14 protein-coding genes and 1 tRNA gene are annotated in these 12,343 nt (G+C 68.9%); 3 read left to right on the top strand and 12 right to left on the bottom strand.

Features of this window, described 5'->3' with window-relative positions; genetic code table 11:
- Positions 1-5: 5 nt before the first annotated feature.
- On the bottom strand, positions 6-383 hold the full coding sequence (locus AXZ95_RS17060; RefSeq protein ID WP_018191582.1) for a YchJ family metal-binding protein: 378 nt from the start codon (positions 381-383) through the stop codon (positions 6-8).
- 364 nt (positions 384-747) lie between these two features.
- On the opposite strand from AXZ95_RS17060, the gene AXZ95_RS17055 reads away from it, so the two are divergent.
- Positions 748-821 (top strand) — tRNA-Leu (locus tag AXZ95_RS17055).
- Positions 822-932: 111 nt separating this feature from the next.
- Here AXZ95_RS17055 and AXZ95_RS17050 read toward each other — a convergent pair.
- Positions 933-1,244, bottom strand: a complete 312-nt coding sequence (locus AXZ95_RS17050; protein WP_166645326.1) for a tyrosine-type recombinase/integrase — start codon at positions 1,242-1,244, stop codon at positions 933-935.
- 110 nt (positions 1,245-1,354) lie between these two features.
- Positions 1,355-1,636, bottom strand: a complete 282-nt coding sequence (locus AXZ95_RS17045) for a hypothetical protein (RefSeq protein ID WP_208108416.1) — start codon at positions 1,634-1,636, stop codon at positions 1,355-1,357.
- A 557-nt stretch (positions 1,637-2,193) separates the two neighbouring features.
- Here AXZ95_RS17045 and AXZ95_RS17040 point away from each other — a divergent pair.
- Positions 2,194-2,472 (top strand): hypothetical protein, encoded by a 279-nt coding sequence (locus AXZ95_RS17040; protein WP_018191584.1) that lies wholly within the window; start codon positions 2,194-2,196, stop codon positions 2,470-2,472.
- 125 nt (positions 2,473-2,597) lie between these two features.
- Here AXZ95_RS17040 and AXZ95_RS17035 read toward each other — a convergent pair whose 3' ends face one another.
- The 9 genes from AXZ95_RS17035 to hisS all read right to left on the bottom strand — a co-directional run bounded on the left by AXZ95_RS17035 (position 2,598) and on the right by hisS (position 10,842).
- Positions 2,598-2,846 (bottom strand): hypothetical protein, encoded by a 249-nt coding sequence (locus AXZ95_RS17035; protein ID WP_133638947.1) that lies wholly within the window; start codon positions 2,844-2,846, stop codon positions 2,598-2,600.
- Between the two features lie 355 nt (positions 2,847-3,201).
- Positions 3,202-4,617 (bottom strand): FAD-dependent oxidoreductase, encoded by a 1,416-nt coding sequence (locus AXZ95_RS17030; RefSeq protein ID WP_018191586.1) that lies wholly within the window; start codon positions 4,615-4,617, stop codon positions 3,202-3,204.
- A 40-nt stretch (positions 4,618-4,657) separates the two neighbouring features.
- Positions 4,658-6,046, bottom strand: a complete 1,389-nt coding sequence (locus AXZ95_RS17025; protein ID WP_026307239.1) for a S8 family serine peptidase — start codon at positions 6,044-6,046, stop codon at positions 4,658-4,660.
- An 8-nt stretch (positions 6,047-6,054) separates the two neighbouring features.
- Positions 6,055-6,570 carry a DUF501 domain-containing protein gene (locus AXZ95_RS17020; protein ID WP_018191588.1) on the bottom strand — a complete coding sequence of 172 codons (516 nt, stop codon included), beginning with the start codon at positions 6,568-6,570 and terminating at the stop codon, positions 6,055-6,057.
- A gap of 4 nt (positions 6,571-6,574) precedes the next feature.
- Positions 6,575-7,072 carry a septum formation initiator family protein gene (locus tag AXZ95_RS17015; protein WP_231374452.1) on the bottom strand — a complete coding sequence of 166 codons (498 nt, stop codon included), beginning with the start codon at positions 7,070-7,072 and terminating at the stop codon, positions 6,575-6,577.
- Between the two features lie 146 nt (positions 7,073-7,218).
- Complete coding sequence (locus tag AXZ95_RS17010) at positions 7,219-7,464, bottom strand: hypothetical protein (RefSeq protein ID WP_018191590.1); 246 nt, start codon at positions 7,462-7,464, stop codon at positions 7,219-7,221.
- Positions 7,461-8,048: a hypothetical protein gene (locus AXZ95_RS17005; protein ID WP_018191591.1), complete on the bottom strand. Its 588-nt coding sequence runs from the start codon at positions 8,046-8,048 to the stop codon at positions 7,461-7,463. The genes AXZ95_RS17010 and AXZ95_RS17005 overlap by 4 nt, the downstream gene beginning before the upstream one ends.
- Before the next feature lie 154 nt (positions 8,049-8,202).
- On the bottom strand, positions 8,203-9,483 hold the full coding sequence (gene eno, locus AXZ95_RS17000) for a phosphopyruvate hydratase (protein ID WP_026307240.1): 1,281 nt from the start codon (positions 9,481-9,483) through the stop codon (positions 8,203-8,205).
- A gap of 66 nt (positions 9,484-9,549) precedes the next feature.
- Entirely contained in the window at positions 9,550-10,842 is a 1,293-nt protein-coding gene (gene hisS / locus AXZ95_RS16995; RefSeq protein ID WP_018191593.1) for a histidine--tRNA ligase, read from the bottom strand.
- A 441-nt stretch (positions 10,843-11,283) separates the two neighbouring features.
- Between hisS and AXZ95_RS16990 the strand changes: the two genes are divergently transcribed.
- Positions 11,284-12,339: an iron-siderophore ABC transporter substrate-binding protein gene (locus AXZ95_RS16990; RefSeq protein ID WP_018191594.1), complete on the top strand. Its 1,056-nt coding sequence runs from the start codon at positions 11,284-11,286 to the stop codon at positions 12,337-12,339.
- Positions 12,340-12,343 lie beyond the last annotated feature (4 nt).

Genomic DNA, 12,343 nt, shown 5'->3' with positions numbered 1-12,343 from the left:
AGGCGTCAGGATGCGCTGAGCGCATCCACGTAGAACCAGTCGCGCCCCTCGCGCGCGAACCGGGAGACCTCGTGCAGGCTCCCCCGCTCGCTGCCCTTGTAGTGCGCGACGAACTCGACCACGCCGTCCCGGTCGAACGGACCTCCGCGCTCGGTGCGCTCGATGTCGAGGCGGTACCAGCGGAGCCCGGGGTCGAGCTCCAGCTCGTCGGGTCGCGTGGACGGATGCCAGCTGCGGAGCAGATACGCGGCGTCGCCGAGGGCGAAGGCGCTGAATCGGGACCGCATCAGCCGCTCCGCGGTCGGGGCCGGCTCGCCGCGGTGCAGCGGACCGCAGCAGGCGTCGTACGTCTCGCCGCTCAGGCAGGGGCACCGGGTGGTCACGTATCGAGCCTAACCGGCCGCGCTGAGCGGGGTGGAGGCCCGGCCGGAGCCCGCGTCGGGGGATCCCGGGCACCGGCCGGACCGAGGACACCTCACCAGAAAGGGTGTCTGCGACGAGTGTGCCGCAGAAGCTTGGAGAAGGACTCCGGAACGGCTGAAGGAGTTCGCAGACGCGGCGTGAGGCGGCGACGGTGTAGCGTTGATCGCATGGAAGGTCTGCTCATCGGATTCATCTGGCTCGTCGTGATCGTCGGCGGCGGGATCGCCGCAGCCGCGATCGTCCAGATGGTCAAGTCGCCCTACCGCGACCGCTAGACCGCGACCGGCGGCCGTCCGCGCCGCCCGTCGGCCCGCTGCACCACCGGCCCCCATAGCCCAATCGGTAGAGGCAGGCGACTTAAACTCGCCCGAGTGTGGGTTCGAGTCCCACTGGGGGTACTTCGCTAGATGGCCGTGGATCCCTTGCAACCACTGTGATCGGCGACCACTACCCCACCACGATCAGTGCCGATCCCCCGCGAATCGCCCGCAATCGAAGACACCCGGGCGTCATCCAAAGCCGTCGAAACCGCATCCAGGCGATCGTCGAACAGTGCCCGCACACGTCCAGGTCATAGCCGCAGACGCATGACCAAGCAGGCACTGCACTGCCTTCACGTTCGCACCGGCCGCGATCGACAACGATGCGGCGGTCTGGCGCAGGTTGTGAATCGTCAGCGCCGCGGTGACCTCTGACCCCTTCTTCGCGCACACGAACCACCCATCCCGCCATGCAGGTGTCGTGATCTGATTGTGTCCATCGCCGAACGCCAGGTGATCCCGCGTCTTCCCCTCACGCTGTCCTGCCAGCGCTTCTGCCAAGAACGCGGGGAACGGGACAGATCTGGCCGATGAGACTTCGCGGTACCGACCACAACCTCGCCACCCACCTTTGGGCCACCGTGCTGAGAGGGCGGAGTGACCACAGGACCTCAGAACAATCGACCCCAACGCTCATATCCGTTTCTCATTCCAGAGAACTCGTAGCCACGACGTTCGAAAGCGCTCTTTGCTGCATAGTTGTCTACATCAACTAGCCCTTCGACAGTGAAGTCGTTTTCGAAGCCGTACTTCGCCATCACCTGCGGAACCCGGTCGAGCGCTTCACCGCATAAGCCGTTCCCGCTCACTCGATGCGCCACAGCCACCGCGCTAACGAAGCAGTAGCGGTCAAGCTGGTACACCTGCATCTCAATAACGGCTGCCAGACCCACGTCGTCGTAGCCAACGAGCAGAAATGACGGGGGATGCGCCGGCACATTCAGACGATTAATGTGCTGTTCTACTTCGAACTCCCACGGATAGTCCTCACACTGAGGGCCCGTATCATCATCGAAGGTTATGCTCGCAGGGTCAGTGCATCTGAAGCGACCAAGGTCTGACCTATGCTCCTGCTTCGCGCTATGCCAGGCGAGCACGATCCTCTAGAAGAGCCCGAAGATCGTCACGCTCCGCCTTTGTAGGGGGCTTCGCGCCGAGGGAGCGGTAGTCAGCCCGGTTCACATCCCTGCGGGCCCCCTGGTCGCGGCGGCGTGCTGCGTTTCCTACCACTGTCTTCGCCATGGTCGACACGTTACCGCATGTGGCATTGATCGCGCCTCATGCGGCCGCGATCTGTGTCGACCACTGTCCGTTCGAGTGAGCGCGCCAGGCCACTTCCCCCTGGCCACCCCGGTACTAAGTATTCTCTGCGACTTCGGGGGTCAAGCCAGGCCGTGATGGCTTCAACCGGCCGGGCTGTCATGCGGAAGGCTCGGGCTATGATGCCGACATGGCAAGGTTCGGTAGCGATTTGGCTGAGGGCCACGGTTGTCACATTGACTTCCGGGAACGCGTCGTCGCGATCCGGCGAGTTACCTACCGCCTTTGGGCGTTCGAGCGGACCATCCTTGAGGGGCAGGAGTTGCTCGGGTCCGTGACGTGGGACGAGGGCATCGCGAGCTCGTGGCATGTGCACCCTGGGCGTGAAGACTGGAACGATGACTTCGCTGCAGCCTTCGATACATACGAGGATGCAGCCCAGGCTCTTCTGAGCCGCGCCGTACGCTAGCCCGCTTGCCCGGCTTAGGCTCCAGGCCCGGCCCCGCCCCACCCCGCCGTCGTACCTCTGGGTCAAGGCGGCTTTCACACACAGAGCATCCGTCCACGGCTTCGACCGTCCCAATGAGCTACCGACTACCCGCTGGCAGTTTCTTCCAGCTTGGCTATGCGCCCTTCGACGATTTCTAGCCGCTCGAGTAGCACGTCTATGAAATCGAGCGCGAAGACAAGGCCCTTCTCACGCTGCCACTCTAGATCGTTCGGGTTCTTGTCGCTCATGACGAACTGAGGTGCTTCGAGGTCGTCAAGTATCTTTCGCTTGTCGCGGTAGTACTGCCTCAGCTCTGCAATAGGTGAGTCAACTGTGACTCTTGTCTCGGCCATGAACGGCAAGTTATTGCAGGGCTAGATGGCATGACAACCCATATCGCCCACGAATCGCCCGCATTCCTGAAATTGAAACGGTGTCGCTGTAACCGAAAAGCCGCGAAATGACGCGGATTCGAGACTCGATCCCCGCTACCGCGCGCACAGGACTCGGGTTCGAGTCCCACTGGCGGTACTTTGCCGCCGGGCGCGCTTGCGTCGGTAAAACCGGCCCGAAACTCCGACCGACCGCGGTGCGGATGGAGTTTCGGCGTGATCGGGAGCAGATCTCCGATTGGGAACGGCTCAAACGGACGCCGAAGGCCCGGTCCCCTGAGGGGACCGGGCCTTCGTGCGGCGTTCGCTCCGCGAACTACTTCGCGGTGACCTCCGCCGGCTGCTTCTCGGCAGCGGGCTTCTTGCGGGCCGGAGCCTTCTTCGCCGGCTCCTCCGGAGCGGCCTCGACGGCCGGCTTCGGGCGGGCGGCGAACTCCTCGAAACCGGCGCGCGGGTGCTGCACGGCTTCGAGGGAGACGATGTCGCGTCCGAGCCAGAAGTTGTTCCACCAGCCCCAGATGACGCGCCACTTGCGCTCCCACGACGGCATGGCCAGGCCGTGGTAGCCGCGGTGCGCGAGCCAGCCGATGACGCCCTTCATGGCGATCTTGCCGGACTGGAGCACGCCGACGCCCACGCCGAGACCCGCAACCGCGCCGAGGCTCTTGTGGTAGTACTGGCGCGGCAGTTCGCCGCGCAGCGACGCCACGATGTTCTTCGCGAGCAGCTTGCCCTGGCGCACCGCGTGCTGGGCGTTCGGCACGCAGTAGCCGCCGACGCCCGCACCGGTCAGGTCGGGGACGGCCGAGACATCGCCGGCGCCCCAGGCGTCCTCGACGATCTCCTCGTCGGTGCCCACGCGGAGGTCGGCACGGACGCGGAGGCGGCCGCGCTCCTCGATCGGGAGGTCGGTGTGACGCACGATCGTCGGGTTCGCCATGACGCCGGCGGTCCAGACGATGAGGTCGGTCTCGAAGCTCTCGCCGGTCGACAGCTGGATGACGCCGTCCACCGCGCTGGTGAGCTGCGTCTCCAGGTGGATCTGCGCGCCGCGCTCCGCGAGGTTCTTGATCACCCAGTGGCTGGTCTTGAGCGACACCTCCGGCATGATCCGGCCCATGGCCTCGATCAGGTGGAAGTGCGTGTCCTCGAACGACAGCTCCGGGTAGCGCTTCAGCAGCGTGCTGGCGAAGGAGCGCAGCTCGGCGAAGATCTCGATGCCGGCGAAGCCACCGCCGACGACCACGACGGTGAGGAGGCGGTCGCGCTCCGGGCCGGCCGGCATCCCGGCGGCCTTGTCGAAGTTGGTGAGGAGCTGGTCGCGGATGTACACGGCCTCCTCGATGTTCTTCAGGCCGACCGCCTGGTCCGCGACACCCGGGATCGGGAACGTGCGCGAGACGGCACCCGCCGTGACCACGACGATGTCGTACTCGAACTCGTACGCCTCGCCGACGGGCGGCTGGATGGTCGCCACCTTGCGTGCGTGGTCGACGTAAGTGACCTTCGCCGTGATGATGTTCGTGGTCTTGAGGTGGCGGCGGTGCGCGACGACCGCGTGACGCGGCTCGATCGAACCCGCGGCGACCTCCGGGAGGAACGGCTGGTACGTCATGTACGGCAGCGGGTCGACCATGGTGACCTCGGCCTCGCCCGGGCGGAGCTGTTTCTCGAGCTTCCACGCGGTGTAGAAGCCGGCGTATCCGCCGCCGACGATCAGGATTTTGGGCACAGTGAAGCGTCTCCTCTAACCGATAAGTTTGGGCCTTACATTACTCCTTGCTGCGCATCCGCCTGAAATGCGACCAGACGCCGACGCCGCCGAGGGCGACGAGAGCGAGAAAGCCGGCAATCAGACCGAACGGCAGCCAGAATGCGGTGAGGACGCTCCATTGCGGCCAGAAGAACCGATTCCATGGTAGCGCGCGCTCGGGGGTCAGTTTGGCCGGGACGGGCGCGGCCTGCGGATCGCCGCCCGGAGCGGGGGTCGACGGCGCGGGCGTCGAGGGCGATTCCGCCCGTCGGTGGATGCGGATCCAATCGCCGAGATCGCCCATCGGATTCGCGGTGACATGCGGGACGGAGGCCGTGACCGCGGCCGCCGCATCCAGCAGTCCGTAGCCGTAGATCGGGCTCGGCACGGTGCCGCCCGCGGGTTTCGCTGTGCGAATGATCCGCTCGATCACATCCGGCGCCTTCAGCTCGGGATGCGCGGCGCGCACGAGTGCAACGGCCCCCGACACCAGTGGCGCGGCGCCGCTGGTGCCCGCCCACTGCACGTACCCTCCGCCCGGGTTCGCGCCGACGAGCTGCTCGCTCGGCGCCGAGACGCCGATCGTGATGCCCTGGGCGGACGCGTCGAAGCTGGCCTTGCCCGCCCGGTCGACCCCGGCGACGGTGAGCACGCCGGGGATGGTCGCCGGCGCCCCGACCTCGCTGGTGCCGCTCCCCCGGTTGCCCGCCGCGGCCACGATGACCACGTCGTGCGAGAAGGCGTACTGGAACGCCTCATCCCAACTGGTCGGCCAGTCGAGCGTGTTGCGGGTCAGCGACATGTTGATCACCGACGCGCCGTTGTCGACCGCCCAGCGGACGGCCTCGGCGATCTGCTCGTCGCTGCCGACCGGTCCTATCGCCTTGCCGAGGGCGACGGACGCGCTGAGGATGGTGGCGTCCGGTGCGGCGCCCAGCACGCCGCTGTCCGGCCCGGTCCCCCGGCCGGCCAGCAGGGAGGCGACCCAGGTGCCGTGGTTGGCGCTCTCCGCGTCGCCGAGCGGCTTCTGGCCGGAGGCGGCGCCGACCCCGGAGACGTCCGTACCGCCGACGACAGCGCCGGCGAGGTCGGGTACGGAGCCGTCGACGCCGGTGTCGATGACGGCGACCTTCACTCCAGCGCCACGGGTCGTGTTCCAGGCCTGGGCGAAGCCGTAGTCGTTCAGCCAGTACTCGAGGTCGCGCACCTGGTCGGCGCGGGCGGCCGTGGCGGGGACGAGGGTGGATGCGATGGCGATCGCGGCCGCGGCGGCGATGGAGGCGAGGCCGCGGGCCGGGTGGGTGCGGGCCGGCCGGGTGCGAACGCCGCGCGGGCGGACCGAAGCCGCCGGGCCGCCTGCGGCGACTCGGGGCTCACGTGCGGCCGACCGCCGCATCCGGTCCCCCACCAGGCGTCCTAGCCGGCGACGTCGATGCGGCACTCGCACACCGCGGGCGACCAGTCGCCGCGGGCGAGCGCCAGGTCGCCGATCGGGTTGACTCCCGGGCCTGCGGCGAGGGCGTGTGCGGCGAGGGCGTGCAGGCACTTCACGCGGGAGGGCATGCCGCCCGCCGAGATGCCGGCGATCTCCTCCACCACGGCGATGGACTCGCGGTCGGCCAGGTACTGCTCGTGCGCCGCGCGGTAGGCGGTCGCGACGTCGTCGGCCTCCGCGAGGAGGTCGTTGTACTCGGCCATGACCTGGGTCGCCTCGAGCGCCGACATGGCCGCGGTCGCGGCGGGATGCGTCAGATAGTAGAACGTCGGGAACGGCGTCCCGTCGTCCAGGCGGGGCGCTGTGGAGACCACCGTCGGGCGGCCGCACACGCAGCGCGCGGCGATGCCGACGACGTTGCGGGCGGGACGGCCCAGCTGCTCGGAGACGACGGCGATGTCCTCGTCGGTCACGGGGTCGAACGGGGGTCTGGTCATGGCGTTACTTCTTCGGGGTGGGCGACCCGGTGGCGGGAGCCGTCGGGTCGGGAGCCGGGGTTCCGCTCAGCTGCTGCGGGGTCGCCTGCGTCAGTCCGGCGCCCATGAAGGAGCCGAACAGCGAGCCGACCCAGTCGGTCTGCGTCTTCACCAGCTTGGAGCTGACGGGGGTCGTATCCTGCTTCGCCGCCGGCGGACGGTCGTCGATGACGAGGTAGCTGACCTCGCCGGGCATGACGTAGTACAGCCGGTCGCGGGCCTGGGCGCGCAGGTAGCTGGGGTCGTTCCAGCGCGCGCGCTGGTCCTTGAGGGTGTCGACCTGAGCGGCGAGCTGGTCGACCGCGTGCTGCTGGTCGGCGATCTGCTGTCGCTGCGACAGGAACGCCTGGACGGTCGGCGCCAGGATGAGCACGGCGAGCACGAGGACGCCCATCATCACGAGCGAGAACGCCGAGAAGTGCAGCTGGCGCAGCCACCGGCCGGTGCCGGTCGGGCGTGACATGCGCACCGGGACGCGTTGCGTGCGCGGCTTCGGCATGGGCCCTCCGGTTCGGGATGCTGGTGGCGGATCGGGACCGGGCGGCCCCCTCCCATCGTAGGCGATGGCGTCCCTTCGACCCCTGGGCGGCACGGGGTGTCGGGATGCGCTCAGCCGGCGGTCAGGATGCCCACGAGACGCACAGCGCCGAGCGCGACCAGTGCCCCGCCGCCGACGAGGAAGACCAGGCCGAGCGCCCGCGCGTCGCGTGCCCGGAAGCGGCGGTGCGAATCCTCCTCGGAGAAGAACTCGGCGCTTCGGTCGGGACGCAGCAGGAGGAACAGCCCGAGGAGGGCGAACAGCGCCGCGAGCGCGAGGAACAGGACGAGCGGGACGACCTCCGACTCCGTGGTCATGCGGCGCTCCGGCCCAGGCGGTACGCGAAGCCGGCCGCCAGAGCGAGACCCGCGCCGGCGACGAGCACGGGTACGAACAGGAGCGGCGACCCGAGAGCCTGCGCGAGCGGCCTGGCGACCGTGAGCACGACCGCGGAGGCACCGCACCAGATCGCGCGGCGGTGCCACTGGGCGGGCGACGCTCGCAGGGCGACGCGGGCGACGAACGGAAAGTCAAGCGCGCCCGCGCGGTATCCCGCGAATGCGAAGAAGAAGATCGAGAAGGGGGCAAGGAGCACGAGCAGCCCCAGGGCCACCAGGGCGGCATCCGCAGCCAACCGATACCTGCGGACCCACAGAGGCTCGAGCGTCGCATAAGCGCACCACCCGCAGACACCCAGGGTCACTGCGGCGCCGAGGGCGACCAGCGATGCGACGAGAAGGTACACCGCGTAACCGGGCGTCGCGCGCGGCACCAGGAAGAGCACCGCCGCGACAGCGCCCAGCGCCAAGAGCGCGGCGGGGAGGACGGCCTCATACCAGCGGAGGGGCGCCCCCACAGGCGCCTCGACCTCCCCCGCGTCCCCGTCCTCGTCGATCCGCACCCCAGCACCCTACCGTCGGGCGCCCGCCCGCGGCCTCGAGGTGCACGTAGTTGCGCGCGACACGCCGTGCGGAGGCGCAACTACGTGCACCTCACGCAGCCGGAGACGCGGACGGCCCCCGGGGGAACCCCGGGGGCCGTCCGGTGGGTGCGTGTTACGCGGTGAAGCGCGGGAAGGCGCTGCGGCCGGCGTAGACGGCGGCGTCGCCCAGCTCCTCCTCGATGCGGAGCAGCTGGTTGTACTTCGCGACGCGCTCGGAGCGGGCCGGGGCGCCGGTCTTGATCTGGCCGGCGTTGGTGGCGACGGCGAGGTCGGCGATCGTGGTGTCCTCGGTCTCGCCGGAGCGGTGCGAGAGCACGGCGGTCATGCCGCTGCGCTGGGCGAGCGACACGGCGTCGAGCGTCTCGGTCAGGGTGCCGATCTGGTTGACCTTGACGAGGATGCTGTTGGCCGCGTGCTTGGTGATGCCCTCGGCGAGGCGCTTCGGGTTGGTGACGAACAGGTCGTCGCCGACGAGCTGCAGCTTGGTGCCGAGCTCGGCGGTGAGGTGCGCCCAGCCCTCCCAGTCGTCCTCCGCCAGCGGGTCCTCGATGGAGACGAGCGGGTAGTTCGCCGCGAGCTCCTGGTAGTAGGCGCTCATCTCGGCGGCGGTGCGCTCCTGGCCCTCGAAGCGGTACACGCCGTTCTCGAAGAACTCGGTGGAGGCGACGTCGAGGCCGAGGGCGATGTCGCGGCCGACGGTGAAGCCGGCCTTCTCGATCGCCTCGGAGATCAGGTCGAGCGCCGCACGGTTGTGCTCGAGCTCCGGGGCGAAGCCGCCCTCGTCGCCGAGACCGGTGTTGAGGCCCTTCGACTTCAGCAGCGCCTTGAGCGAGTGGTAGGTCTCGACGCCCCAGCGGAGGCCCTCGGAGTAGGTCTCCGCACCGAGCGGGAGGACCATGAACTCCTGGATGTCGACACCGGTGTCCGCGTGGGCGCCCCCGTTGATGATGTTCATCATCGGGACGGGCAGGACGTGGGCGTTCGGTCCGCCGACGTAGCGGAACAGCGGCAGGTCGGCCGAGTCGGCCGCGGCCTTGGCGACGGCGAGGCTGACGCCGAGGATGGCGTTGGCGCCGACGCGCTTCTTGTTGTCGGTGCCGTCGAGGTCGATGAGGGCCTCGTCGACCAGGCGCTGCTCGGAGGCCTCGAAGCCCTCGATCGCAGGTCCCAGCTCGTCGAGCACCGCATCCACGGCCTTGAGCACGCCCTTGCCCTGGTAGCGCTCCTTGTCGCCGTCTCGCAGCTCGTAGGCCTCGAACGCCCCGGTGGACGCGCCGGACGGGACGGCGGCACGGCTGACCGTGCCGTCCTCGAGGAGCACCTCGACCTCGACGGTCGGGTTGCCGCGCGAGTCCAAGATCTCGCGAGCGCCTACAGCTTCGATTGCAGCCACAACTGTCTCCTTGCGTGGTTTTTCGTGGGTTTTACGACGTCAGTCTAGTGATGCGAGGTGAGCCGCTCAGTTCAGCGGCTTGACGTCGAGGGCGGCCGCATCCGCCGTGTCCGCGTTGACGAACGCGAACGAGCGGAAGCCGGCGGAGGCCGCACGGTCGAGCACGGCCTTGAGGTTCTTCGCCCGCCGGTCGAGGCGGACACGCTGCCCGCGCGCGATCAGCTCCGACTTGATCGCGACGAGGCGGTCGAGCGGCACGGCGGGATCGTAGACGAGCACGACGGACTCCGCGGAGGCGTCCTCGGGCAGCTCGATCAGGTCGACGACCCGCTCGAAGCCGATGGAGAAGCCCGCGGCGGGCACGTCGGTGCCAAGGAAGCGGCCGATCATCCCGTCGTAGCGCCCGCCGCCCCCGACCGAGCTGCCAGAGCCGGGGTGCGCGATCTCGAAGATGGTGCCGGTGTAGTAGCCCATACCACGCACGAGCGTCGGGTCGAACCGCAGGGCGACGCCGGGGGGAAGGGTGTCGAGGGCGTGGGCGAGCGCCTCCAGGTCGGCGACGGCGTCGGTGTCCATCCCCTCGGGGAGGATGCCGGTGATCGCCTCGACGGTGAGCGCGACGCCGCCGTCGGCCAGGTGCGGCTCCAGGTCGGCGAGGATGCCGCCGAGCACGGCCGCGGAGTCCGCCCCGCACTCGGCGAGCTCGGCGACCACGCCCTCCGCGCCGATCTTGTCCAGCTTGTCGATGGAGATGAGCACCTGTGGCCACCGCGTCTCGTCGAAGCCGCAGTACTCGAGCAGGCCGTTCAGGATGCGCCGGTCGTTGATGCGGATCGTGCAGTCGCTGAGGCCCAGCGCTTCGAGCGCCGCAGCGGTCGCGGTGATCAGCTCCACCTCGGCCAGCTGAGTCGCTTCGCCGATGATGTCGATGTCGCACTGCACGAACTGGCGGTAGCGGCCCTTCTGCGGACGCTCGGCCCGCCACACCGGCGCGATCTGGATGCTGCGGAACACCGGAGGGAGCTCGGCCCGGTGGGTGGCGTAGAAGCGGGCGAGCGGAACCGTCAGATCGAACCGGAGCCCGAGGTCGGCGAGGCTCAGCAGGTCGCCCGAGTCGATGGCGGCGGTGAGGTCGTCGCCGTCGAGCCCGCGTTTCAGGATGCTGAACGACAGCTTCTCGTTGTCACCGCCGAGTCCCGAGTGCAGGCGCTCGATGTCTTCGACGACCGGGGTCTCGATCTCGTCGAACCCGTGCGCGGCGAAGCTGCGGCGGATCACCCCGAGCGCATGCTCGCGGCGGGCCTTCTCAGCGGGGAGGAAGTCGCGCATGCCGCGGGGCGGGGTGATCGGTGAGGCCATGCGTCGATTCTTCCATGAAGGCGGCCCACAGCCGGTGCCGGAGGGTATGGTGCGCATCCACCCGCGGGCGTAAAATCCAGGCGTTGCCACCCTGAGGCTCCGCCCTTGTGCGAGGCTCGGTGGCGTCCTCAATACAGGACCTGGCATGAGTCGCATCCGTCCGACCACGGCGCTTGCTCGCTGCCAGACACGGGCCGACAACGCGTCCGCCGAGACCAGGAGTGCGCCGCCGCGAGGCGCCGCCTCACCCGAATGGCGACCTGAACGGGCGGATGCGCTGCCGGCCATCTCTGCGCTCCGCCGGTCGCGTGCGCTCCCCGGTCGACCGCGCGGGTCGGTGGACGGGTCTTGGTCGCCCGTGATCTCTTAGGTTAGGCTTGCCTTACATCGCGCCGACCATGTCGTCGGCAGCCGCCCATCCCATTCCTCCCGAGGAGAACCATGCTGCCTGTCCCCCGCGCCGCCCGTCGCCGGTCGCGTCTCGCTGTGATCGCCACCGCGATCGTGGCCTCCGCCGCCCTCGCGCTCACCGGCTGCAGCGCCGGCGGATCCGCCGCGCAGAGCAGCTCGGACAGCGGCACCGGCGCCTTCCCCGTCACGGTGAAGAGCGCCCTCGGCGAGGCGAAGATCGACGAGAAGCCGAAGCGCATCGCGACCTGGGGATGGGGTGCGCAGGACATCGTGCTGGCCCTCGGCATCGTCCCGGTCGCCATGCCGGCGTTCGCCTACGGCGGCACCGCGGACGGCATCCTGCCGTGGGACGCCGACCGGATCAAGGAGCTCGGCGGGAAGACGCCGAAGATCATCCCCGCCGACACCGGAGAGGTGCCGTTCGAGGACTTCGTGACGGCCAAGCCGGACGTCATCCTCGCCCCGTACTCCGGGCTGACGCAGGCGGAGTACGACACGCTCAGCAAGATCGCCCCGGTCGTCGCCTACCCGGAGAAGCCGTGGTCCACCAGCTGGCGCGACCAGACCGAGATCGTCGGCAAGGCGCTCGGTATGACGAAGGAGACGGACGCCCTCGTCACGAAGACCGAGGACTCGGTGACCGCGCTCGCCGGGAAGTACCCGGTGCTCAAGGACAAGACCTTCTTCTACGCCGCCGCCAACGAGCCGGGCAAGCTCAACGTCTACCGCGCCGACGACCCGCGCGTGCAGCTGCTCAACGACCTGGGGCTCAAGAACTCCCCGAGCATCGACTCCCTCGACTCTTCGAAGGGCGACGGCAGCTTCTTCTACCAGCTCAGCTACGAGAACCTGTCGAAGATCGACACGGACCTGCTGGTGATGTACTTCGAAGACCAGGCCGCGGTGGATGCGTTCACCTCCGACCCGCTCGTCGCCGCGATGCCGACGATCAAGGAGGGCCGTTTCGCCCCCATCATCGGACGGTCGTTCGTCGCCGCGACCAGCGCGCCCAGCGTGCTCAGCATCCCGTGGATGCTCGACCGCTACGTGCCGCAGCTGGCCAAGGCCGCCGACAAGGTCAAGTAGCGCG

Source organism: Leifsonia sp. 115AMFTsu3.1 (assembly GCF_004362795.1).
Classification (GTDB): Bacteria; Actinomycetota; Actinomycetes; order Actinomycetales; family Microbacteriaceae; genus Leifsonia.
Note: the sequence above shows the minus strand (reverse complement) of the source record. Positions and strands in the feature narration are given on the sequence as shown.